This is a genomic window from Candidatus Enterococcus myersii (genome assembly GCF_017316025.1).
Lineage (GTDB): Bacteria > Bacillota > Bacilli > Lactobacillales > Enterococcaceae > Enterococcus_C > Enterococcus_C montenegrensis.
The window spans coordinates 23,430-48,245 of record NZ_JAFLVT010000017.1 but is presented as its reverse complement, the minus strand read 5'-3'; the positions used below and the strand labels follow the sequence as shown (position 1 = coordinate 48,245).

General features: G+C 37.0%; 22 protein-coding genes. 9 read left to right on the top strand and 13 right to left on the bottom strand.

Annotation, left to right across the window (positions count from 1 at the left end):
* Nucleotides 1-376: 376 nt before the first annotated feature.
* Nucleotides 377-736 carry a YxeA family protein gene (locus JZO76_RS11325; protein ID WP_206904478.1) on the top strand — a complete coding sequence of 120 codons (360 nt, stop codon included), beginning with the start codon at nucleotides 377-379 and terminating at the stop codon, nucleotides 734-736.
* A gap of 269 nt (nucleotides 737-1,005) precedes the next feature.
* Here JZO76_RS11325 and JZO76_RS11320 read toward each other — a convergent pair whose 3' ends face one another.
* The gene (locus tag JZO76_RS11320; protein ID WP_206904475.1) at nucleotides 1,006-2,406 is read right to left on the bottom strand and encodes a C69 family dipeptidase; all 1,401 of its coding nucleotides are present in this window, start codon (nucleotides 2,404-2,406) and stop codon (nucleotides 1,006-1,008) included.
* Between the two features lie 163 nt (nucleotides 2,407-2,569).
* Here JZO76_RS11320 and JZO76_RS11315 point away from each other — a divergent pair, with 163 nt between their 5' ends.
* Complete coding sequence (locus JZO76_RS11315; RefSeq protein ID WP_206904466.1) at nucleotides 2,570-2,902, top strand: hypothetical protein; 333 nt, start codon at nucleotides 2,570-2,572, stop codon at nucleotides 2,900-2,902.
* An 82-nt stretch (nucleotides 2,903-2,984) separates the two neighbouring features.
* On the opposite strand, the gene JZO76_RS11310 is transcribed toward JZO76_RS11315, so the two are convergent.
* The 5 genes from JZO76_RS11310 to fdrA all read right to left on the bottom strand — a co-directional run bounded on the left by JZO76_RS11310 (nucleotide 2,985) and on the right by fdrA (nucleotide 10,537).
* Nucleotides 2,985-3,824, bottom strand: a complete 840-nt coding sequence (locus JZO76_RS11310; RefSeq protein ID WP_242595871.1) for a hypothetical protein — start codon at nucleotides 3,822-3,824, stop codon at nucleotides 2,985-2,987.
* A gap of 252 nt (nucleotides 3,825-4,076) precedes the next feature.
* Complete coding sequence (locus JZO76_RS11305; RefSeq protein WP_206904464.1) at nucleotides 4,077-5,300, bottom strand: dicarboxylate/amino acid:cation symporter; 1,224 nt, start codon at nucleotides 5,298-5,300, stop codon at nucleotides 4,077-4,079.
* Between the two features lie 160 nt (nucleotides 5,301-5,460).
* Nucleotides 5,461-6,699, bottom strand: a complete 1,239-nt coding sequence (locus tag JZO76_RS11300; RefSeq protein ID WP_206904462.1) for an MFS transporter — start codon at nucleotides 6,697-6,699, stop codon at nucleotides 5,461-5,463.
* Between the two features lie 24 nt (nucleotides 6,700-6,723).
* The gene (locus tag JZO76_RS11295; RefSeq protein ID WP_206904460.1) at nucleotides 6,724-7,539 is read right to left on the bottom strand and encodes a DUF2877 domain-containing protein; all 816 of its coding nucleotides are present in this window, start codon (nucleotides 7,537-7,539) and stop codon (nucleotides 6,724-6,726) included.
* Nucleotides 7,529-10,537, bottom strand: a complete 3,009-nt coding sequence (gene fdrA, locus JZO76_RS11290; RefSeq protein ID WP_206904458.1) for a DUF1116 domain-containing protein — start codon at nucleotides 10,535-10,537, stop codon at nucleotides 7,529-7,531. Before fdrA ends, JZO76_RS11295 begins: the two co-directional genes overlap by 11 nt.
* 210 nt (nucleotides 10,538-10,747) lie before the next feature.
* On the opposite strand from fdrA, the gene JZO76_RS11285 reads away from it, so the two are divergent.
* The 3 genes from JZO76_RS11285 (at nucleotide 10,748) to JZO76_RS11275 (ending at nucleotide 13,886) form a co-directional block, all read left to right on the top strand.
* Nucleotides 10,748-12,343, top strand: a complete 1,596-nt coding sequence (locus JZO76_RS11285; protein ID WP_206904456.1) for a PucR family transcriptional regulator — start codon at nucleotides 10,748-10,750, stop codon at nucleotides 12,341-12,343.
* A complete protein-coding gene (locus JZO76_RS11280; RefSeq protein WP_206904454.1) occupies nucleotides 12,318-13,124 on the top strand; it encodes an alpha/beta hydrolase in 807 nt (268 codons plus the stop codon). Before JZO76_RS11285 ends, JZO76_RS11280 begins: the two co-directional genes overlap by 26 nt.
* Nucleotides 13,125-13,226: 102 nt before the next feature.
* Entirely contained in the window at nucleotides 13,227-13,886 is a 660-nt protein-coding gene (locus tag JZO76_RS11275) for a hypothetical protein (protein ID WP_206904451.1), read from the top strand.
* Nucleotides 13,887-14,140: 254 nt separating this feature from the next.
* Here the strand turns inward: JZO76_RS11275 and JZO76_RS11270 are convergent, their stop codons facing one another.
* Nucleotides 14,141-14,320, bottom strand: coding sequence for a hypothetical protein (locus tag JZO76_RS11270; protein WP_206904449.1), 180 nt, complete (start codon nucleotides 14,318-14,320; stop codon nucleotides 14,141-14,143).
* Nucleotides 14,321-14,571: 251 nt separating this feature from the next.
* Nucleotides 14,572-15,366 carry an HAD family hydrolase gene (locus JZO76_RS11265; protein WP_206904435.1) on the bottom strand — a complete coding sequence of 265 codons (795 nt, stop codon included), beginning with the start codon at nucleotides 15,364-15,366 and terminating at the stop codon, nucleotides 14,572-14,574.
* A 263-nt stretch (nucleotides 15,367-15,629) separates the two neighbouring features.
* On the opposite strand from JZO76_RS11265, the gene JZO76_RS11260 reads away from it, so the two are divergent.
* The 4 genes from JZO76_RS11260 (at nucleotide 15,630) to JZO76_RS11245 (ending at nucleotide 18,471) form a co-directional block, all read left to right on the top strand.
* Nucleotides 15,630-16,283, top strand: coding sequence for an ABC transporter ATP-binding protein (locus JZO76_RS11260; RefSeq protein ID WP_206904432.1), 654 nt, complete (start codon nucleotides 15,630-15,632; stop codon nucleotides 16,281-16,283).
* Nucleotides 16,264-17,022, top strand: a complete 759-nt coding sequence (locus tag JZO76_RS11255; RefSeq protein WP_206904427.1) for an ABC transporter permease — start codon at nucleotides 16,264-16,266, stop codon at nucleotides 17,020-17,022. The genes JZO76_RS11260 and JZO76_RS11255 overlap by 20 nt, the downstream gene beginning before the upstream one ends.
* 31 nt (nucleotides 17,023-17,053) lie before the next feature.
* The gene (gene proC, locus JZO76_RS11250; protein WP_206904424.1) at nucleotides 17,054-17,836 is read left to right on the top strand and encodes a pyrroline-5-carboxylate reductase; all 783 of its coding nucleotides are present in this window, start codon (nucleotides 17,054-17,056) and stop codon (nucleotides 17,834-17,836) included.
* A gap of 314 nt (nucleotides 17,837-18,150) precedes the next feature.
* Nucleotides 18,151-18,471: a DMT family transporter gene (locus JZO76_RS11245; RefSeq protein WP_206904422.1), complete on the top strand. Its 321-nt coding sequence runs from the start codon at nucleotides 18,151-18,153 to the stop codon at nucleotides 18,469-18,471.
* A gap of 168 nt (nucleotides 18,472-18,639) precedes the next feature.
* Here the strand turns inward: JZO76_RS11245 and JZO76_RS11240 are convergent, their stop codons facing one another.
* The 5 genes from JZO76_RS11240 to JZO76_RS11220 all read right to left on the bottom strand — a co-directional run bounded on the left by JZO76_RS11240 (nucleotide 18,640) and on the right by JZO76_RS11220 (nucleotide 24,632).
* Nucleotides 18,640-19,017: a DUF1634 domain-containing protein gene (locus JZO76_RS11240; RefSeq protein ID WP_206904419.1), complete on the bottom strand. Its 378-nt coding sequence runs from the start codon at nucleotides 19,015-19,017 to the stop codon at nucleotides 18,640-18,642.
* Nucleotides 19,014-19,862 carry a sulfite exporter TauE/SafE family protein gene (locus JZO76_RS11235; protein ID WP_206904416.1) on the bottom strand — a complete coding sequence of 283 codons (849 nt, stop codon included), beginning with the start codon at nucleotides 19,860-19,862 and terminating at the stop codon, nucleotides 19,014-19,016. Before JZO76_RS11235 ends, JZO76_RS11240 begins: the two co-directional genes overlap by 4 nt.
* A 308-nt stretch (nucleotides 19,863-20,170) precedes the next feature.
* Complete coding sequence (locus JZO76_RS11230) at nucleotides 20,171-20,545, bottom strand: pyridoxamine 5'-phosphate oxidase family protein (protein ID WP_206904414.1); 375 nt, start codon at nucleotides 20,543-20,545, stop codon at nucleotides 20,171-20,173.
* 209 nt (nucleotides 20,546-20,754) lie between these two features.
* Nucleotides 20,755-20,928 carry a hypothetical protein gene (locus tag JZO76_RS11225; protein ID WP_206904404.1) on the bottom strand — a complete coding sequence of 58 codons (174 nt, stop codon included), beginning with the start codon at nucleotides 20,926-20,928 and terminating at the stop codon, nucleotides 20,755-20,757.
* Between the two features lie 272 nt (nucleotides 20,929-21,200).
* Nucleotides 21,201-24,632 (bottom strand): MSCRAMM family protein, encoded by a 3,432-nt coding sequence (locus JZO76_RS11220; protein WP_206904401.1) that lies wholly within the window; start codon nucleotides 24,630-24,632, stop codon nucleotides 21,201-21,203.
* Between the last annotated feature and the right edge of the window lie 184 nt (nucleotides 24,633-24,816).

Below are 24,816 nucleotides of genomic sequence, written 5' to 3'. Positions count from 1 at the left end.
TAATGAAGAAAATAACATTGTAGAACCTCTTGATTTTCCTATTTAGAATAATTATAATGCAATTTAGTCAAAACAGTTTAAAATGAGTAGTAGAAACAAGGATATTCCCCAATAACCTTAATTTCCCAATAGGCGGAAAACTATTCCCCATAGTTTCCGCCAAGCTATTTTTTTAGCTCCTTTAGCCGTATTACATAAGAAAATGGCATGACGCATTTTCTTGTAACAGATCACCTTAGCCTTTTAGAAGGCTATTTTTTTACTTATGAAAATCGGCTTATTGCAAAAATGTAAGTCTTTCGCAATAAAAAGCTATGGTACCTTTTTTAAAATCCGTTTAAGATAGTGTTATAAAGTAAACAGGATGGTGGAATACATGAAAAAACTATTAATCGGCTTAGTGGTTGTTATCGTCGCGGCCTTTGGATTATTTAAATTTATTGAAACAACAGAGATGGGTGGCGATACCTATTATGTTCAAGTGACAACAGATGGTAAACAAGTGACCTTAAAAGATGACAGCGGCCAAGAATATTTAGACTACGAATATCAATTAACCGGTTACGATGAAAATGGCAAAAGTAAAGAATTAACCTTTCGTGCCAACAAAGAACGCCCTTTGCGGAAAAATGCATACTTAAAAGTTACGTACAATACCAAAAAAGAAGGCGTGACTCAGTGGGAAGAAGTCGCTGAAAAAGCGGTACCCAAAAAAGCATTAACGCATTTAAATTAAATCGCTATAACCTCCTATGATTCCCAAATTTAGCATAACGCCACAAGTTCTATTCATAAAAAAATTTAGGAACCCTTGCACAAATTGCGTAAGGAAATAAAATAGTGACATGACTTTCAAATTTTATAGCCTTTAACAAAGTGATTAATCTCAAAGCAACTTCTTTTGCGATAAGCTGCTTTGAGATCAATTTTTATTGTAAAAAGGAGCTGGGACTATAAGTGGTCCCAGCTCCTTTTTGCTTAATTGGCTTTTACAACGTATTCCCATTAATCCCCTAAGTTAAAACGCAACTTCATTTGTGGTGCACCAAGCATTACCATTTGCCCAAGCAGTTTTGTTGTCAACTCTTTGGCTACTTTGGCATACTCTTCATTCACTGAAGCTAAATAATTTGAGCTATCTGCTTTGTTGACTGCATTTTGATCTGCCTTGTGTTGGATATGACGAAAAGCGGCAACACTATCTTGTACATAATCATCTCGTACATCTGAATATAAATTATAATTTGTATCCCCTAAAACGGCGATCACGCCACTTAACCAATACATATTATCCAAACTAAAATCTTCTTTTACTTCTTTATAAAAAGCTGGTGTATCTTCTACATTTGCATAAAATGGCACAACAGTGTTAAAGGTATTCGGACCAAAAGCCAACCAATGAATACCTGCAATTTCTTTTGGTACGTCATTACGCAATTGCAAAATGTGTACTTCTTGATTGCGGTTAATGCCGATGGGACGCAACTGGCTTTTTTGTGCTTTCGTACCGTCGCCATAACAATCATAGACTGTTTCTTCATAATGAGAACTTAACGCCCATTTGATATCTTCCACACTTATTAAACGATTGGCTTTACAAATAAATGGCAGATTTTGATCAAAGGGTGATTGTTCTATCTCTGGCGTGAAGAAGCGTTGCACATACCAAGCCCGCGGATTGTTGTATTGGTTATCTTTTACCGTTGCACTACCAAAGATGTGCCGTAAATTATAGCCAGTATAATCAGGATTTAAATGATAGTTGTGAATCAATTCTTTTAAATCTTTCGAACACAATGTATCGGGTGAATCAAAATCAAAGTCAGTAATATTCATCCGATTAGGTGCCACCACATAAGCATCATCTGGAATTTTAACAGCAGCCCAGTGATGTCCACCGATTGTTTCAAACCACCAAATTTCATCCTGATCAGAAAAGGCAATACCATTTGGTTCATACGTGCCGAATTCTTCTAACAATGCGCCTAAGCGTTTAACGCCTGCTTGGGCACTTTTAATATATGGCAAGACGATAGTCAGCATATCTTCTTCCCCAATACCGCCTGTCACATAAGGATCAACTCCTAAAATCCGAGAGTTGCTTGTAATTGTTTCAGTTGCTGACATGGCAACATTCGCGCTATTAATACCAGATTCTCCCCAAATACCGATTTTAGGTGAAACATCCGGCGTAGCAGTATAACGCAAGGGATTGTCAGGTAATTTTATTTCAACACCACTAATAACAGCTTTGTAATTTTGCACTTGTTCTTCTGGTTTTACTACAATAAAATTCTTAGGATTTAATGGCGCTTCTCCATCTTCGTTGCGGGCAATCATAGTAGAACCATCAATTGAAGCCTTTTTTCCTACCAAAATCGTCGTACATGCACTGTGATTGTTCATTTTTTTCATCCTTTCACTAATTAATTGACTTTTACTTATTCACTAATTAAAGTGTAGACCTTCTCTTCATTTTTGTGAAACAAAAACCTTGAAAATGATGAAAAGGTAATCTTTACCCCCATTTTCAAATAAAAGTTATAATAGAAAAAAAGGAGGAATTACCATGTCACTACTTGTTCCCACTAACATGATTGAAGTAACTGAAAAATTAGCCGACGACAAAAATCGAGGTATCGCAACGACTGAAGAAAAAATTATTTTGCAAGCCGTTTTAGACAATGCACAAGATATTTTAAACGGTGCACTTGAAGGACCTTATTGGAAAGTGAACTGGCAAAAAGAAGATGAAAGTCTGGTTATCTACGATATTATGAACAAAGAAGTCGGTACTGTCACGCCAGCAGGTAACAGCTTTAGTGAAGACTTTAAAAACAATGCTGCCCATGTTATTCGCAGCTTAGACGATCAAATTCAAAAGATTGTCAACAATGCCTAGTGAAAATCCAAGCAAATAATCTCATGAAAATAAAAAGATAGACCACGTTTACAGCCATGAAGCTGAGATGTGGTCCATCTTTTTATTTTTGCCAAACAAGAACACTGGCATCGTCACTTTGTTTAAAACGCGGATAGGTTAGCAATTTTGCATCTTCACCTTCTAACTTACGAAGGTGATCACATGCGGCTACCAAAGTTCCATAATCTTGAAAGTGACCTAACTGATGCGGTGTACATTCATTAAAGGTATCCACTAACCGATAAAAGCCATCACTGGTAATGACTATTTTTTCCAATTGGTCAGCTGGTACACTTTTTTGTGATAAGCGCGCAATGCCAATTGGGGACGGGTCTAAAATCGCATATCCGTTTGGTGTATTTTTTGTTTGTCGATTTTTTACCAAATCTTTTGTCACTGCCGCTTTTGCAGCCTCAATTGTTTCGCCTTTTTTTAATAGTTGATGAAAAGTTGAAACAATTCGTTGATCATTTTGCGGAACGGTCCGATCATAGAAAGTACGCATTTGTTGGTTTAAAAATGCAGTGATTGGTGAATCTCCCAACCAACTAAACTCCATTTCCGTGCCAATTTTACGATAACAACTAAATGTGGCACTCGGCCACAAATCAGGGGTTAACTTTCCTAATTCTTTGCGGTAATTTTGTGCAAAGCTGGTAACAGCCTGCATCAAAGCACGACTTGTTGCCATTTTTTCATTCGCCAAAAGTGTTATCAGTTGACCGCCGATAAAATGGCTAAAAACCTGTGCATCACTCATACCAGGTAAATAATTATCTCCTAGTCCACTGGCACCATCTAAAATAAAACCAAATGTATCATTGCCGTAGACAAAGTCTTCATTTTGTTTGTTGCCACGATCCGTATAAAAGAAAACAGACATTTCTTTTCTTCCCTTCAAAAAATAGTAAAAAAAGCTTCTTTACATATTTTTCTATAGTATCACAAGAACATTAAAAAACCAGTGGCGTAAAAAGGTAAATACAACCTATTTGTCCTCATAATAAAAAAAGGCTTGATAGAAGTGTTCAGCTTCAAGATCAAGTAGATATGATTCCAGCTCCTCAGTCGACTATTGCTAACAAAGTTATACCTTAAACGCCGTTTATTCAAAAAAAAGAGGTGGGACAAAAATTTTCTCCCACCTCCTAGACTAACTTTTTGTTTGATTGAAAATGCCATAGTCAATTTCATTGACAGACTTTGCTACTACAATCGCTGAATAAACATCTGAATTTACATTTAAAATCGTCCGAAGCATTCCCACAAACCATTCTACCCCAGCAAATATTGCAATACTTTCAATAGGTAGACCCATTTGAGGTACAATAATCGCCAGCGAAACAAGGCCTGCTCCTGGTACCACAGCATTTGCTAAGGAAACAAACGTTGCTGTTATCGCCAGATAAAACATTTTCTCAATCGAAAAATCCATTTGATACATTTGGGCAATTGTCATAACCGTAATCGCCATGTGCATTGCCGAACCATTACTGTTTAATGACATCCCCAAAGGTAAAACTAAATTGGTAATACGATTGCTTAACCCTAATTTATGCCGGGATTCATCCATCGCAATTGGTAGTGTAATCGCTGAAGACGTCGTCGCAAGCGCCATCACCGACATATTTTTCATATTCAAAACCAGCCGCCATGGATTTAACTTGCCATAAAGGGCGATTACGATTATCCATAAACCTAAAAACAGGAATGTACTTAAACCATAGACTAACAAATACTTCATTAGCGGCAATATAATCTTAATCCCCAACTCACTAATAGTAGAAGCAATTAGGGAAAAAATCCCGATTGGAGCAAAAATCATCACATAATAAATAATGTTAATAATGACTTCATTAAAATCTACAATAATCTGGAATAAGGATGATGTTGGTTTTTTTTGCATAAATTTACTGAGAGCTAAGCCAAAAAATAAAGCAAATACGATAATTTGAATAATAGAACCTTCTGCCAACGAAGCAAAAATATTTTTCGAGAAAAAGTCACTGATTGTTTGGCTTAAAGAAATTTCCTGCTCTTTAATCCCTTGACCTAAAGAGGCGGTCATATCCACACCATAGCCGGGGTTAAACAAAACTGCAATGAAAATACCCCAGCTAGCTGCCAATAGTGATGATACACCAAAAACTACAACCGTGCGAATACCTAAACTCGTTAACTCTTTTGGCTTAATGCTGCCAACTGCTTGAATAATTTGACCTAAAACCAAAACTGGTATTGCCATCTGCATCAACTTTAAGAAGATATCGCCAATAATTTTTAAGTAGTGGGCCCATTCTGGTATAAACAAACCAAATGCCAAACCTAAAACGACAGCAATCAATATTTGGGTGATCATGGAGAATTTTTTTGTCATTTTCCTCACCTCTATAACTGTAATGATCGCCCGCCATCTTTAGTTTTTCCCCGCAATCATAAGACGATAGCGCTGCGATTAAAATAATAGCTGTGGTAGTTGAAATTGTTTTTATAAATCAAAATCGTCTTATTTTAGCTCCGACCACAGCTATTAAAAACTATGCTTCTTCCTTTGTATCTTTTGCTAAAACCGCAAAAACGAGTAAACCAATCACTTGTAAAACACAAGCAAGATAAAAACCGATTTTCATAGAACCAACGGTGTCTGCTAAAAAGCCGGTAATATAAGGTGCTAAAATGGACCCAGACATTCCAATAAAGTTATACGCACTTAAAGTAGTCGACAAGGAACCTTTTGGTGCGTTTTTTGTCACGTAAGCTACAACGATTGGATCAAGAGCCAGTTTCCCAGTCAAACCGTATAAAATTAACACCGCAATTAGTAGTGTACGATTGGTTACAAACGCAATTGAAAAGACTGATAGAATGGCTAATGGCACTAGTAAATACACTAATTTTTTGGTACTGCCAGATTTATCGGCAATACGTGCAAAAATCAACGCTCCAGGAATTGACGCCCACGGTACTAATGAAGAAATAAAACCTACGCTCGTGCCAGCAAAACCGCGTTCAGCAATTAGAAAAGATGGCAACCAAGTAATAATAACAAAATTGGCATAAATGCTAGTGAAACATAAAATGAATGCAGCCAGTAAGTTTTTGTTGGAAATAATTGATTTAAAAGAAACTTTATTTTCAGTAGGATTTACTGCCACTTTTTTTGCTTCATCTTCTGGGCGAATAACCTTTTCTTTTAATAATGTGTAAAATAAAATGGCAACAATAATCGTCGGTACCGCCATAATGAAGAAAGGTTTACTCCAATGTTCCCCATTTTCCAACACCAATTTACTGGAAAGTAAGTAGCCACCTGAAGTCCCAAAGGCCATCCCACTGTTAATAATAGCCGTCCCTAATGTTAGTTTACTTTTAGGAATAGATTCTGTTGATAGAGCATATTGTGGACCATAATACGCACCTTGACCAATACCGGCCATTGCCCGAATAATTAAAAACATGACAAAGGTTGTTGCTAGACCACTAAAATACGTCATGACACCCATAATTAGAAAACCAATCGTAATCACTAATTTACGACCAATTTTATCGCCAATAACCCCAAATGGTACTTGTGCAATCGCATAGGTCAAAAAGAAAATAGAATTGGCTAACCCTAATTGGGTATTACTTAAACCAAAATTTTCACCAATAATTCCCATAATTGGATTGAAAATCGTTCGGGTGGCATACATTAAAATCCAGCCAACAAAAAACAAGGCGACAACTTTAATCCAATAATTATTGCTCACTTTTACTGCTTGTTTGGAAGATTCCATAGTCTTGCTCCTTTTTTCAAAAATTTAAGTATTTAAAACTGCAGTTATCCCAAGATAAATGCCATAACACATATCTTTTCCCGATGTGTGTCCAATTGACATAATATTTTGAATATCTTGAGCTAAATTTTCTTTGCGCTGTTTTTTTAAGTCTTGATACAATTGATAAATCAACGAGTTAACGTAACCTGTCTCACAACTTTTTATATAAGCCCAACTAATATCTGTCGTGCGTCCTTTTTGTTTAGCCAATTTAGCTACTAGATCTGTGGCGTAAGGTTTTCCTAAAATACGGGCAATAAAAGCATAAGCAACTAAAATATCATCCCCACTTGGGGTTAACCCTTGCCCACGACCAATTAGAAATTTAGTTACCGCCTCCCAATTTGCTTGTTCTGGCTGCAACAATTGATTTTTAACAGCTATAAAATTTACGTCTTTTTGGATACCAATTTTTTCTTCCAAATCGGCTGCTACTAAGAGCTGCTGCAAAAATTGCAGCGGCTCTTTTTCCAGATGTGTAGCAGACACTTTTAAAGAAACACTTGTGTAATCTATAAGAGGTAAGGTTTTAACTTGCATTTGATTATAAAAAACAATGCGGTCATTTTTTATTTTAACGGGATCTCCTTGTTTGACATAAGGTTTTAATGCTGCAAACATTTCTGTTGGAACAAACAAACCAAAGCAAGAGAGATATTCATGATAATTGGCCACATTAATTAAGGCTTCACCAACTTTGAGATTAAAAGAATGCTCAAAAACGCTGTGCACCGATCCAATTACGCCAAATTTTTCCAAAGGCAAGAGGTAATCACTAATAACAATTTTAGTCAACATGAATATCCCACACTTTAGCATAAGCCTCTAATGCTTTTTCAAAACAGCCTAAAGGTGCTCTAACTGTGCCGGCACCGACTTGTCCAACACCGGCTTTTTTATGCGCGATACCGGTATTAATAATTGGTGTAATTCCCGTTTCAACAACTTTGCGAATATCAATTCCCAAACAAGTACCTTTAAAATCCCAAGTTGGAATTGTCCAAGTCGGATTATGCGTTTGACAAATTTGCTCCATTTCATTGGAAATATCCAAAGCATCTTGAAAACCACCAGCGCCAACAAATCGTGTCACTCCTGGTGCGGCCACCATTGCCATCGCTCCAACCCCAACCGTTTCAGTAATAGCACTATCGCCGATATCGGGGTTACCATCTTCTTCTGTAAAACCGGTGAAGTATAATCCTTTTGGTGTATTAACCGGTGCTGTGTACCAATCATCACCGGTTTGAGCAATGCGAACACCAAAATCAACACCATTACGTGTCATGGTCGTGACAATTGTCCCTTTAGTATCTTTACGCGCAGTATCTACAATTGCTTTACCTGTCGCCATCATAATATTTAAGAAAAATTGATCCGTATCAGCTAAGAATTTAATGACGTCGTATTTTTCTTTTTCGTCCATTTGTAGTTTAACGATTAGTGGTGCTACCTCTTTTAGAAAATTAGCAGAAGCCGCAATATTTCGTTGGTGGAATTCATCTCCCATCGTAATGGAACGTGCAATTAAAACGTTTAGATTAATGCCTTCTTGAGTTTGTTTTAAGGCTTTAGCAATTGTTGGGCCCAAAATGTCTTTCATCCAATGCAGGCGATCGACCACTTCTTGTGAGTAAGCACCAAACCGCAATACTTTGCCGATACCTTCATTCATCGTACAGTATGCATTTGTACCATCTAAACGATTTTCAATAACAACCACCGGCATATTGCCAGAAGTAATCCCCCCCATTGGCCCGACTGCGTGAACATGATGGCATGGAATAAAACGAACTTCGCCATTTTCCAACATTTGTTTTGCCTGTGTTTCATCTTTGGCCCAGCCTTCAAATAAAGCCGCACCAATACATGATCCTTTCATCGGTCCAGTCATTTGCCCATAAGTAATCGGTGGACCGGCATGTAACAAGGTTTTTTGTGCTTCATTTAATTCTTGAATAACTTCTTTGGCTGGTCGTACATCAACTAAAAATGGTTGTGAATTCTTAATTTTTTCAATTACTTTGTCATTTTCAGCCTGTATTTCTGCTGCATGGTCTTCTAATGCACTTAAAATTTTAATCATTTTTTTATTACCACTTGCACGGGGACGCCAATTAAATTGAACCGATTTCCCCCCGTAATCTGTAATCGAATCGTTGAAGCTTTGCAGTCCCACATTAATAATTCGTGGCTTCGTGCTTAACAACTCCATGACGGCTTGACTTGCCTGGGGAATCGCAACTTTTTTACCTGAATAAGCTACGACTTCTTTATCTGCTTCAGAAATTGTGATGCCCTTTAATAATAATGCCAATTGCACAGCTTTCGCGTTACTTTCGGCGACATAAATGCCCGCTTCTTCTAAGCGTTTCACTGTTTCATCATAGTTTTGTGGATCTTTTCTCGTACCCACAACCGTTGCAACAAAATAAAGCGTACGTCCTTCATTTTGCGCTTTTGTTAATTCTTCTTTTATTGCTGGCAACAACGCGCCCGCCATATCTTCGTGTGCACCATAACCCAAAACAACATCAAATAAAATAATGCCAGTTTCTTTTTGCGCACCATATTCATGGATTTTTTGAATTCGCACTTCAGGATCAATCATCGGATGTGGCTTTCCTTGGGTATATATATCATCACCTAAGTCAATCACATCATAACCATTGGATTTCAAAATATAGCCTGCTTGCTTTATTAGCCCCTCCAAACCTAATGCTTCTGAAATCATCATGCCAGCTTCTGCTGCCAATGTCCCGCCAGAGTATAAACCTTTCACCACTTTATCAGTAGACAAGACAGGTACAGCTGGTTTTGCCATCGCTTCAAAATAATTTTTTTGGATTGGTTTTTCATTAGCTAAATCAATCGCAATTTTTGCGGTCTCTTCTAATGTATGTGCTAAATAAACTTTGCCTTCATGAGCGGTCGGTTTTTCTCCTAGAAAAATCGCGACAACTGGTTTTGAGACACTTTGTAACAATTGCACCACTTCATTGCGCACTTCTTTTGCAGGTGGCTTAGAGATTACGCAAATCACATCAGTCGGTTCGTGATTTTCTAAAGCCACAATGGCATCTTTTACCGTAGTTGCACCAACCTTATCACTTAAATCGCGACCGCCCGTTCCAATAGCGTGAACGACGCCATTTCCTAGCCGATCAATAATAGTTGTCACTTCTTGGATACCCGTACCAGAAGCACCCACAACACCGATATTCCCCGGCGAAACAACATTCGTAAATGCAATCGGGATACTAGATATAATCCCTGTACCACAATCTGGCCCCATCATAAGTAAGCCTTTTTCGTGGGCCAAATTCTTCAAACGCACCTCGTCTTCCAAAGAAACATTGTCAGTAAATGAAAAGACATGCAGACCTTCTTTTAACGCTTTTTCCATCTCAGGTGCGCCATATTCACCAGGAATACTAAACAACGCCATATTAGCATCTGGCAATTGTGTTAATGCTTCTTCCCAAGAAGTGGCCGCTTTATTTTCAGTCGTTTCACTTTTGGTGGATAAGTCATCTAAAAAAGCGTGAACAGCCGGTAGCACTTCTGCCATAATTTCTCCGTCTTCACTATCGACGACTATCATTAAGTCATTTGGTGAAGCACTTTGAGCTTGTGACGTTAACAGATTCGTATTTTGTAAAATATCTTTATTTGCATCTGTCCCCATCATAATTTGGCTCATGCTGACATTTGGTAAATCATTAATTTTATTTGTTAATAGCATGAGATTGATTGAGTCTTGATAATTATTTTTCAAAATCACCGTTTGTAACATACTATTCCTCCTTGTTTTCAAAAAAATCTCCTGAGAAATTTCACTTATTAAAACCAGTCAATTTAAATCAGCTGACGTCAAAACTGATGTTTATTTATTCCTGATTTTCTTTACACTCTTATTGTATTTTTTATTGATTGCGTTTACACTTGATAATATTCCAAAAATTTTACATATTTTTTATCCAAAAGCGTAAAAAAGGAGAATGAAATGAGAATATATGAATTGTTGCGGTTAGAAATATTTCAAAACAGTCAGTTGTTAACCGGAGAAATCGGTTTAGAAAATGAAATTGAATCGGTGATGATTTTAGAAGCGTTGGATATTGAGAAGTGGAGTCGAAAAAATCAGCTGATCTTAACTTCCCTTTATGCCTTTGAAAACATGGAACTAGCTGAAATTGAAGACTTTTTTCAAAAAATGCGGGGAATTGGCGTCAGCGGTATGGTGGTCAAAGTCGAACGCTTAATTAACCGCGTACCGGAATGGCTTTTATCGTTTTGTGGAAAATATCAACTTCCCTTAATTAAAGTAAAAAAAGATGTTACCTACGAACAAATTGTTTTGGCAATTTATCAGCCCATTTTGAATCATCAATCGCATGTTTTAAAAACATATTATGAAGTCCGACAACGTTTTAACCGATTGACCCGGAACTTTTCTTCTTATGAACAAATCATGACGGAGTTTTATCATATGATTCAAAAAGATTGTCTTTTACTCTTGCCAGAACAAAAATTGACGTTGCGCTTTGGGACGCTTCCTCACGAGTTAGTGGTCACCAAACGCGTCAAAATGCCAATTGGAGAATTTAGTAAAAACCACTATGAATTGTTAACTTTATTTTCCCATAGTGAGAGTAAAGAATATTTTGCTCTTGAAACCAATATCGCCAACAATTTTAGTAGCGAATGTACTCTTTTAGTTCACGAAGGTGAAGTTGGTCTAAAGGAAACCGATTTGATGATCATCGAAAACTTAATTGATGTTATTCAAGAAAAACTGCAAATGGATTTTCTGATTAAAAAAGACCGTTACACCCGCTTAAATAACTTAGCGGATGCCATTTTACAAAATACCCCTAACAATTTAGATGAAGTAAAAAGCCTGCTAAAAGAAGCTAAAATGGACTACTATCCTTACTATCAAGGCGTGGCCTTTGCCACAAAAGATTTACCAACAGAAGAAAAACGAATGCTACGAAATAAATTACGCAGTTTACGTACCCATACTTTATTTTTTGAACATCACAACTATTCGCTAGTTTTATATAATTTAAAAGATGAACAGCGCCGTCTATCAAAAGAAGAAATTCGCCGACAACTAGTTGATTCCTTACGTCAAAATTGTCATTTGGTAATTGCTACAAGTCCTATTAAACCAGTGGCAACAATCAAAGAAATTCTAATTGACTGCTTGGATATACTGCGTTTTAATCAAGAATATCTCATTGCAAACGTCGTAGATATTCAAGATTTGGGAATTTTTCGCTATTTTATTTCAGAAGAAAAACTCGCAGAAGTCGCTGATTTAATTTCCCCTGAACTCATTGACTTACAACTGCGACAACCAGAATTATTCAATACCCTGTTTACTTTTTTTAAAACCAATCGCAACTACAAACAAACCTCAGAAGTATTATTTTTACATGCAAAAACGATTCGTTACCGTATCGATCGCATTCAAGAACTTTTAGCTTTAGACTTGAACAATCCTTTGCAAACGATGAATATTGAAATCGCCACTTACTTATTACACTTAAAATTAAGGAGAAAAAAAATTGAAAAAACAAGTTACCTTAACTAGCGGCAGTAAAGCCACGATTTTTATGCCCTTAACCAAAATGGCCCCTCGCTATATCCTTTATTTTCACGGCGGTGGTCTAATTTTTGGCAGTAAAGCCGACTTGACCGAAAATTTGGCCCAAGTCTTTTTGCAACGAGGTTATACGATTATTAGCTTTGACTATTTACTAGCACCAAATAGTAGCCTAGCTGAAATCTTTGCCCAATTAAAACAAACTTGGCAAGAATTAGAAACAACAATTATTAAAGAGTCCCCTTTTAGTTTTTGTGGCCGTTCTGCGGGGAGCTATTTAATGCTGCTATTAACAACTTTTTTGCAAAAAGAAAACCGCACTTTGCCCCAGCAGTTAATAAATTTTTATGGCTATTATGATTTAACTTTTATTGACACACCGCGTAGTCTAAGTAGTGAGACCATTACTGAAGCTATGATCGAAGATATTGACCAAACGACACCCGTTTATGATGATCCTTTTATGAAACGCTATTTACTTTATTTATATGGTGTTTCCCACAACTTGTTAGCACAGTACTATGGCATTACAAAAGAAAATCAAAAACTGTTTACCTTAACGGAAGCTGATTTAACCAAACTGCCACCGATTTTCAGCACGGCTAGTGCAAACGACAATGAAGTGCCCTTTAGATACAGTAAGACCCTCGCAAAAAAAAGCGCTGACAGTAAATTTGTTCCTGTTTATTACCTGCCCCACGACTTTTTAAAAGAAGAAAATGAAGCTGTCACTGACGTTTTCCATCAGTTAACAGCTTGGCTCAACTAGCTTTAAAATGGCTCTTAATTCAGTAATCACAGTATCTTTGGTATACTGAATTTAGCACTTATTGCAACAGTTACTGTTGACACTTTTGTTGGAGGTCTGTTTATGAATATTAAAAAAATCCAACTGGGTTTACTGACTTTTGGACTTTTTGTCTTAGCATTTAACTTTTTTGAGCTGGTGACAAAAGCCCGAACAGATTCCCCAGTAGTCTTTGTAGAATGTCTTGCCGGGATTATTCTGATTTATTTACCGCAATTATGCCGTAAGTTTCTCCGCATTGAAATTCCAGCTATGATTGTTATCTTTTACTGGTTCTTTTTATTAATTTCAGTATTTTTAGGAACTTGTCTACACTTAATTGCCTATATCAGTTGGTGGGACAAATTACTCCACAGTATCAGCCCGATGGTTTTAACTGCCCTTGGCTATGGCATTGCTGCTATTGCGTTAAACAAGGCGCAAAGTAAAGATGTTTCCCCTTGGTTGTTTTTACTTTTTGGTTTTGCTTTTGCTGGTGTCTGCGGTGTTTTCTGGGAATTTTGGGAATTTCTTTGTGACACCATTGGCGATATGAATTTACAACGTTACCGGGCTAGTGGTGTTGATCTTGTTGGCCGCGCGGCTTTAATGGATACCATGGGCGATTTATTAACCAACACCATTGGTGCACTTATTATGGGTATCTTTGCTTTTACCCAATGTAGAGGCGATGCGAGCTACTTCGATAATTACCGCATCACCGTCTTGCCAAGAAAAAAATAATTTTTTGCTGTAAATAAAAATACTCAAAAGAATGAATCTAACCTTAATCACCGTGAGAAATCAAACTTTTGAGTATTTTTTTATTTCTGCTGGACTACAACTACATAAGCCCTTTTTTAATTATTTTCCGCTACACTCCAGATGAAAGTTTATAAAATTGAAAGTCTAGTTTTGTCTTTATGACGTAAAAATTAAGACAACCAAAGAGATCAAAACAAGCAAATTTCACCTTATTCTTTAAATAAAACTTTTACTTAAGCAGTCAGTGCAGCTTCCATCGTGGCAATTTTTGCTAAGGCCACCAGCCCGCAATCTAAAACTTCGACCGTTACAGTTCGCTCTAAAATACTAATAACTTTGACTGTTTTTCGTTCCTCATAACCAATCACATCTGCTTCATAAATCGCATTGATACACACTTCTTCTTTTTTCATGGGAACCACCTCAAACTCTCTTTTGGAAGGTTATACCATGTAAAATAACGCTTGTAAATAAAATTCACTGATTATTCAAATAATTTTTACATTACGGTAACAATCGCAAGTTTAATACTTCCCGATTTTTAAATAAAACAAGCTATTAAAATAAGCATGTAGGACAATTTTTCAAAATTTTAATCGGCGATAAAAAAAACCGCAATTTTTTAGGGACAAAAATTAGTCCCTCTTTTCTTTTTTTGTTATCGTCATTGTAGTTTTGCTAAAACAGAAGCCACACCATCTTCGTCATTTGTTTTGGTTACTTTGTCTGCGGCTTTTTTTACTGCAAGGGGCGCATTTGCCATCGCAATGCCAATACCAGCTGCTTTTAGCATAGGTAGATCATTGTAATTGTCTCCAAAGGCCATAATTTCTCTGCAAGTTATTTGATAATAAGCTGCAATCTTTCGTAGTGCTTCAGCTTTTGAAACCGCGCGATGCGTTATTTCTAAATAATTTTCTTTTGATAAATAAAGTGCACTAGTGGTTACTTGAGGTGTTAAAAATTCATAGGCTGCACTAATCTCAGCTTCACTTGCGATTAAAAGCAATTTATGGACCGGCACAGTTGCCGCTAAAGAAGCTAAATCTGCAACTTTTGGTGTTAATTGCGTAATTTTGCTTTCACCTTTGATGTGCTCATCGACTTTATTGACGTACCAGTTGTTTTCACTATAAAGATTAATTCCGATGTTAGGAAAATGAGCCGCTAATAACGTGAGGATCCGCATAACCTCATATTTTTCAAGGGGCTTGGTAAAAATAGTCGTAGCCTCTTTTAAAATCAAAGCTCCGTTAAAAGCCACAAGTGGCACATTTTCCAGTGCTAACTCACGACTAATTTGTTTCATTCCTTCTGGTGAACGAGCTGAAGCTAAAACAAAAGGAATGCCTTTGGCTGTTAATTTCTTGACTTCATTTTTTAAATTATTACTAATTTGGTGGTGAAAATTCAAAATTGTGCCATCTACATCACTCATTACGACTTTAATTGCTACCATTGATTACCCTCTCCTTTAAAACAACTTGCCAATTTTATTATAACGAACTTACACCAAAAGTCTGCTGACAACTTCACTTTGTAAAGCATCTGTTCTAAAAAGAGGGCTTGCAGGAATTCATGGCTGCTTAAAACATTTTTATTGTAATTTTTTGCCCACTTCTACATGATTGATAGCCTTTTTCATTTAAGTCCTGTCAATAGAATTTAACAACTAACTCATTTAAAATAAATAGTTGAATGATTAAAACTAAGGAGAATTTTATGTCATTATTACGTCTATCTGAGGTGGAATACACCGTTGAAAATCAAAAGATTATCGATCAAATCAGTTTCACTTTATCACAAGGAGAATTTTTAACTTTAACTGGGCCTTCCGGTGGTGGTAAAAGCACACTGCTCAAATTAATTGCGACGTTACTCACACCAACTGCTGGCACGATTTATTTTGAGGATAACAAGCAGTCTGATTATGAGATAGCTACTTATCGGCAACAAGTTTCCTACTGCTTTCAACAGCCAAGTCTTTTTGGAAAAACAGTTTACGATAACTTATCTTTTCCTGCCACTGTTCGTAATCAAGATTTCAATCATCAACGAGCCGAAGAATTGTTACAGCTTGTCGCCTTACCTCAGAACTACCTCGCCAAAAAAATCACTGAACTTTCCGGTGGTGAAAAACAACGGGTCGCCTTAATTCGTAATATTATGTTTTTACCTAAAGTTTTATTATTGGATGAGGTAACGGTCGGCTTAGATGAAAAAAGTAAAAGGATTGTCCACAATTTGATTGCAACACTTCAAAAAGAAAACATCACCATCATCCAAGTGACCCACGATCCAGCAGAAATTCACAGTGCCAGCAAAATATTGTGGTTAGAAAAGGGGAAAATCACCAATGAATCAATTAGCCGTTAATAATCAGTCATTAGTTTTAGCCTTTTTTTTGGTCTTAGTTGCAGTTGCCATTAGCTATAAGGAGCAATTGGGCTTAAGTCGCGATATTTTTTACAGTATATTACGGGCTGTTATTCAATTATTTATTGTCGGTTATCTTTTAAAATATTTATTTCAAGTCAATAATTTCTGGTTAACAACCTGCATGAGTTTTTTCATTGTTTTAAATGCTGCTTGGAATGCCCATAAACGTAACCCCAGCATTCATAAACATTTTCTTGATTCCCTTGTGGCAATTTTTATTAGCACTTATCTTACTATGGGCGTTTTAATTGCAACAGGGGCAATCAAATTCATTCCTTCGCAAATTATTCCAATTAGCGGTATGATAGCTAGTAACGCTATGATTGCGATTGGCTTATGTTATCGCAATTTGTACGCTAAGTTCCATGACCAAAGACAGCAGGTTTTAGAAAAACTTGCGCTTGGCGCTCCGGTAAAACTAGCCGCTTTACCGATTTTGCAAGAAAGTATTAAAACAGCGATGCAGCCGACTATTGACTCTGCCAAAACGGTGGGGTTAGTAAGCTTGCCGGGCATGATGTCGGGTCTGATTTTTGCCGGCGTTGATCCTGTACATGCGATCAAATATCAAATCATGGTAACTTTTATGTTACTTTCAACTACAAGCCTTGGTGCAATTATCGCCGGTTACAAAGCGTATAAAAATTATTTCAACCATGATTTACAACTTCGCTAAAATTTTTAATTGATTATGAGGAGGAATTTAGATGAAAATTGCGTTTTTTGGTGCGGGTCAAATTGGGAGTGCGCTAATTAAAGGGATGCTTCATGATGACAAGGTAGCCGCTTTAGATATTTACGTTAAAGCAGGTCACAGCCAAACCGCAGAAAATTTACAAAAGGAATTGGGTTTCACGCTGTTAACTGATTTATCTGATTTAACTGCCATGGATTTACTGATCATTGCGACCAATAATAGCAGTGTCCTACCCATTTTAAAATCGTTGCCCCAAACTGTATTAGCCAAGAATATTCCAATTGTTTCCGTAGCTGGTGGCGTAACTTTAAGTGACATGAAAGCAGTGCTTGGAACAGATTATCCTTTTGCTCACTGCATTCCGAACACCCCTGTTCAAGTTGGCGCAGGTGTTTTGGGAATAAGTTTTACAAAAAATATCAAACAAGAAGCGAAGGAATTTATTCTAAAAAGTTTAGCCCCACTCGGTTCTGTCTATGAGGTACCAGAAACTGACTTAGAAATTGTGGGTTCTATTGCTGGCTGCACGCCAGCTTTTGTTGCGATGTTCATTGAAAGTTTAGGCGATGCTGGGGTGCTTCATGGCTTAAAACGCGAGTTAGCTTATGAATTAGTGGAACAAATGTTGCAAGGAACAGCGAAGTTAGCCATAGAAAGTAAAATTCACCCTGCAGCACTAAAAGATGGCGTTACGTCACCAGGTGGTTCCACAATTCGCGGGGTAGCTGCTTTAGAAGCAAACAACTTTCGTCATGCTTTAATTGCCGCAATTGATGCAACAATGTCAGAATAGTGTCAGAAATCAGTAAGAATTTGCTCATTTGAGTGACACCAATTGACTTTTTGCCCCCTTGTGCTAAAATTTCAATCAAGCAAATCAATTATTCGCTGCTACCGGGCAGCTTAAAGAGGAAACCATTCCGTTAGGTCTTTGTAGGAATGGTGCCCTCTTTTTTTATTTTGTCTTGCTGATCAGAGGACCTTTATATTGAGGCAACATTTTTGAAACTGACACTATTTTTCAAAAATTCATTGTCCCTAGTTTAAGGTATCCTTTTACAAAAAGTAGGACACCATTTGCTAAAAATATTTAGGAGGCGCATTAAAATGGCGTGGATTTATTTAGGGTTAGCAGGTATTTTAGAAGTCTTTTGGTCAACGATGATGAAAGCGAGTGAAGGTTTTGCCAAGCTGGACTATTCGATTTATACAATTTTAGGGATGATCGCCAGTTTTTTATTTTTATCAAAAGCTATTAAGGTGTTGCCAATGAGTCTTTCTTATCCAGTTTGGACAGGAATTGGCGCTGTTGGCTCCATCATCGTCGGTGTGGTTTTTTTCCATGATAAATTAGCACCTTTAACTTGGTTATTCGTAGCGTTATTGCTGGTGGGAATTATTGGGATCAAAGTCACTAGTGGGCATTAAAAAAACTTTGCATCCTCATGTTGTTACCTACTACAAGACCAAAATTTCAATTGAAACACGGAGTAAATAAATTTTATTATGAAAATAAAAATGGACCCATAAACTGACACCACTAGCCTAGTAGCCAATGCTATTTTACTGTGTCATTTATGCGGTCCAAATTTTTTACTATTTTCTTTCGACAAAGCCCGTAAAAATACCAATCAATAAGATAATTAAAACTATTATGGTAATGGTGACATATAAATAGTCCTTTTCTTTCAAAAAAGCATAGATTGAAACCACTACCCGGAGGACTGGTGTTAAGATTAGACAAAAAATTCCAGCCATAATATAGGCCCCGGGTTTTAAGGCCCATAATCCAGTCAAAATTAAGGTCAACGTATTGGGTGTTTCGTTTAATTTATAGCCAGTCCCACCTTTTGTTAAAAGTAAAACTAAACCAAAAAAGATGATCGCAGCCGAAACAATTACCCCAATGCGTAAAATTTTCCCAATTGCAAACTCGACTGCTTGAATTTCTTTTTGCTCATTACTTGTCCTCATCCAATATTCACCCCAAATCCGCGTAAGACCATTTGTAGTCCCATTAAAACCAAGACGGGAATAAAGATGAAACGAATCCATTTTGGTTGCAAGTGCTGCATAATGCGAGAACCTAGCAGTGCTCCAGCTAGAACCCCTAATGAAAGTGGTGCTGCAACCTCTGGAATAATCGTGCCGTTGAAAAAATAGACCATTGCCGATGCCGCCGCAGTTACTCCCATCATCAAATTACTCGTAGCACTGGAGGGTTTTAAAGGCATCTTCATAATCGTATCCATTGCGGTTACTTTAAAAACGCCACTACCAATACCAAGTAAACCAGAAGCCAAACCAGCTGCTAACATCATGGCAAACCCCGCTGGTACTTTTTCAACTTGATAGTCGACTTTCTGCTGGGTCGTTTTTTCAAAGTAAGAGCCATTGAGTTTCAATTTTTCAGCCAATGGATCAGAAGTTACCGCAATCTTTTCTGTCTTTTTATTTACTAATTTTTGAATCATATTTACTGCTGAAAATAATAAAAAACCACCAAACAAAACAAAAAGAAATTGGGGTGCCACTATACTTGCTAAAATTGCCCCGACAATCGCTCCAATCGTTGTTGCAATTTCCAAAAACATTGCAATTCGCAAATTGAGCATATCGTCTTTCAAATAGGCAATCGTCGCCCCAGAACTTGTCGCAATCACACTAATAATGCTAGCTGCAATAGCATATTTGATATCCAGACCAATGACTAAAGTCAAAAATGGCGTCAAAATAATGCCACCACCAATGCCCAAGACAGCGCCTAAAATACCACCTAATGCACCGCCGAATAATAATAAAATTGTTTGTAAAATCATTATCTCACCTCCATTTTATTGTAGCCCAAAGAAAATGCAAAAGCGACGCAAAACAATCTGCAACAATAAGAAAATCCTTCAACCTTGCTACATAAGACCAAAATTTATTAAAAGGGCTTTTCATTTTCGTAGCTGCTTGCTTATTTCTTAGCAGAGAGTTTGAAAAGTTCGGGTAACGCAAAAGCAGTCAAATTACCGTTTTCCCTTGTAAAAAAAATATACGTGTAACAGCTAAAAAACGCTTGTAGTGCTAATAGAATTCATTAGTACTACAAGCGCTATCTAGTGATATAGAAATGCTAAAATCTTTAAATTTTTTGCGTGACTTTTTCAACTGTAATTTCTAATACTCGGGATAAAAATGGCAAGTCGGCTTTCATTTGATCATAAATGGGACCTTCTGTAATAAAACTTGCACGACCAAGAATATGAAAACCCGCGCCAGCCCCGACTGTTCCTTCAACTTCCTTACTACCTAGTGTGACAAGCACTTGATTATTCTTTTTTACATCTGCTTCAGTTGAATGCATACCTGCGGCTGGAATATATAATTTATCATCAATTACATGGATATAACTGTTCCACGTGTTCACTGCATGAAAGCCTGGTGCTTGTTGGCTGGAGGTAATAATAGTAACGGCACCTTCATGATTTAAAACTTCAAGTAATTTTTCATTTAACACTTTAAGGACTTCCCTTCATCTAAAAACTACTTTTAAAATCTAACACCAATTAAGAAAAAACCGAAATAATTCGTCTTTTATTTCGTCATTTATTTTCGTTGCGAATTTTCCTATTGAAGATTTATTTTCATAGGGTAACTGCACTTGCAATTGGTTAAGATTTGGAACAATTTTTTGTAACTAAAAACTTTGGCCACTTTTTTTGACCTTCACTTTAAATTGGACGTTTTTTCATTGGGATAATTTTCAAACTGTCTTTTGTGCAGCTTGACTGTTTGCGTTTCAATGGCCGCTGCTGCATCTTTTTCACCAAATATCCAAAATAACGGTAATAACACGAAAAACATCGTTAAAATACATAAAATCTTTGAATTTTTTCTCATCTTTATTCCTCCTAATTTTTGCAGTCACGAATTAAATCGCCTTCGTTTGTTTTTGCTAATGCATTTTACAGGTTCAGACTCATCCAGTTGGAATCAGCGTTTCTAACACTTAATCTGGCCTATCGATGGAATGGGGAGCTGCTGGTATTTCAGCAGTTTCTTGGTAGTTTTGTATTTGCGGCTCTTTTTTCTGGTAAGCCATTTAGGATCTTGGGGCACTTTACCAGAAACGAAAGGAAAAGGGCTGCTAGAAAAAAATAATCGTCTTTCCATTAAGATGCATCTTTTTGCCTTATTTTTAGTTGGTAACAACAACCTAAAATGCCCGCAACAAAAATAGCGCCTAGTCCTAGTAACTGGAATGGGTGATGCCCATTTCCTCCGGTGTTAGGTAGTGACCCTCGGGCTTGGTTTTTGATTATTAGCGCGATAAAATTATTTGTATCCCCTGTTGCGCTGTTATCAGAGGTGTAGTCCCAATCCTTATTGTTATAAGTAACAGATATTTCACCATTATTTGCCACTTTGATTATAAAATCATAGTTTAAAGGAAGATAACCAGCTAACGGGGCAACTTCTCGTAAGTGATAGGTTTTACCTGCTGTTAATAAGCCGGTAAAGGTCAGCTTCCCATGCGCATCTGTCGACTTTGTACTAATTTCTTGTGTCCCTGTTTCATCAAATAGTGTAAAGACTACGCCGGTTAACGTTTTTTCCGTAGCGGCATCTTTTTTTACCAGGGTTAAATCGAATTTTTTTAAATGATTTTGGACTTTTGGTAAATTCACCTTGATTGTATCCTTAGTTTTATCAACTGTTGCCCCTTTTAAAGAGTAGGTAATTTCTCCGGTGTCAGTAATTTTTAGTGTTCCAATCGCGTCGCTAATTTTTTCGTAGCCTGCTGGAGCTTGTTCTTCAATTAGTTTATAACTTCCAGTAGGACAATTTTCTAACACATATTTACCCGCTTCTTTTGTGGCTACAAAAGGGTACTCCTGTTTTGTAGCCTGATTTACCAATTTAAATACTGCACCTGAAAGTGCCTGTGCGTTGCTGTCAATTTTTTCTAAGAAAATTTGAATTGGTTTTAACTTATTTGTGATTTGATTATTGCTTATTCCTGTTGCTGTCATTTCCCCGGTAGTTGTAATGGTCACTTGACGCGGTTCCATTGTTTGAAAACCGGTGGGCGTTTTGGTTTCCTTTAGCCAATATTGACCCGGTATCACGTTTTCAAATTGTAATTTTCCAGTTTTATCCGTTGCTTTGGTTATATATTTAGCAGTGCTAACTGTCTTATCTGTAAATAAGCCAAATTCCGCGCCATCAAGTGCCACATTTCCTTCGGCTATTTTTGTCAACGTTACATTGACCGTGGCCTCTTTTAAGCGCGTTTGTACTTTATTGGTGAGCTTTTCTTCCATATCGCTTTCTGCCGCATAAACAAACTTTACTTTTGCGCTATTGGTCATCACAGCGCTGCTTGTTTCATCTGATTTGTCAACGACACTTGCTTTGACCCGTAAGCTGAAGTCCCGACCTTTAAAGGCATTTTCAGCTGCCTTTTTATGAATGTTCATGGTATTTTCTTTCGAGATAGTTACTGTTAATTCTCTATTTTTGGCATTATATGCTATCTCCTCTTCAGATAGTTCAAGTATTTGCCCATCTAAATTATAAAGTGTCAGCACATCTTGTAGTGCACCTTTAATTGTGACCCCTATTGGTAGGGTATCTGTAATAACATAACTTTCTGGCATCAAAATTGACTCCGTATACAGATTAATTGTTTCTTGATTAATGAAATAATAATGTTCGCTATTTGGCTCCACAAAACGTGCCGTTTTTGGCGGTACCCCAGCTGCTAATGCTCCAGTTTCTGCATTGTGTTGTATTTGACGATAGTTTTTAGGTAAATCCCACGGTAATATATTTTTTACATCGTAACTATCTAAGTCATTCCAATAACGTTGCTCAAATCCTGAGCTTGCGCCAGTTGGTTCATTCCAAGCATCGCCTTTTTTATATTGCTTTATCGGTTGAACCGTTTTGGTGGGTGCTTTTTGTTGCACTTTTTTTACTTGACTACTTGCAAAAGTATTCCAAGCCCGGCCTTGGGTAGAGCCCATAGTAAAGCTTTGTTTTGTTCCAGTTAAGGCAAAAGAAACGGCAGCTAAATTAAAGTTTGCCGCTCCTAAATGGTCATCAAACTTTCCACCTGTATCTGCAGTAGCATAATATTTTCCGCCTTCATTTTGGCTTAATAATGAATCTGCCACAAGTTGCCCGGCTTTTTTATTCCTTAGTCCGGCAAACTCGTGTATTGCGATATTTTCCGCATCTTTTGAAGGGTGGAGATTTCCTTTTCCATAGCCGTTTAAAGAAGCAAAAGTAAAGACAGAATTATCATTTTTTTCAAAATTAACAAGTTTTGCAGTATCGCCTTTTACAAAGAACTCAAAATCAATATCAAAGCCTTGGACAAAACTGTATAAAACACCAGAAAAAAGATTGTTAGAAAACTCCAGCCAGGGATAGAGCGAATCGTTATTATCCCATTTCAACCAATCTGGCCCTGCCCCAATTTGAATATTGGAAATTGTAACTTTAGCTCCTACTGGCTTTAAGTCACTGTTACTATCGAGATAAAAACCGACTTCACTAAAATTTAGCTCAATAACTTCATCGACCTTTTTATTTTTAGTGTCGGTGTATTGCAAAATACTGCCTGTGCCATTTTTTTTAATTTGTTTTTTAACGGCCTCAATTGGATAGGCAATTACACTAGAACCTGAGCCTTTAGAAAATTGTGCATAACGATTATTCGTTTTTATTGCATCTTGATAATAACTGTAATCATTTTTTTCACCAGTCTGTTGGGTACCATTAGGTTTAGAGACTGTTTTTACCCCAGCTGTCCAGATACCATCCCCATTTTCTTTTGCCGCAGATTTTACGGTGACATTTGCCAACACATCAGGAGAGATGATTAAGTCTTTTGCCGTTACAGCAGCACGTGTAGTTCTTTTTGCCAGTTGATCTGTTGGGCGTGTTTCATTGGTTTTAACTGAGTTTATTTTATTCTCTTCTTTTGAATCGTTTATTACGGATTGTTTATTTTGGTCTGATTTATTAAGAGAATTTGTTTGTGTTTGACTCATTGTCAAAATTTTTTCCTCAGCGTCTTTGCCAGTGAAAACATCGGGAACAATTCTTACTGTGGGGTATTTTTCTGTATCAACTGTGAGGGCATTTTTTTTTAAAGCATTCTGTAAAGTAGCTGTTTCAAGACAATCTTGTCGATCTGCTTGGATATAAAGCCTTAATCGTGTTTGTGTTTTTGGTGTCGTTACAAACAAAGTTCCTTCATTTTTGGCTGTAAAACTGGTTTCTTGAAGCCACTGCCTCTCATTTTGCCAATTACTAGCTGGTGCAGCTTCTCCATTTACAAAATTGAATTTTAATTTATACGGTGTCACTTCATCAGTAGTTTTTTCGTAGTGAATCTGCCAGATAATCCTCTGATCTTCGCTTTGTGCTTTAGCCTGAACTTTTACTATCTCATTTTCCATAATGAGGTATTCTTTATTTGCAAGCGGCAGTGTAATAGCAGCGGCAGTTTGGGCAAATCCTGTACATAATTGGATAATAAAAGGGGCGATTACTGTTAGAAGTACTGCAAGCGCGATTCCTTTTTTCTTCATTTCACACCTATCCCTTCTAAAATTTGGATAATTTTTTATAAAGCTTCAATCGATAACCAACCACAGGCTGAAGCTTTTCTAGACAAAATTATTGCTCTACGTCCACATCATAACAAATCTATTTTTAACGTCAAATTAACCATTTTCTAATTTTATAACTGAAAATTACTGCACTTTTTTATTT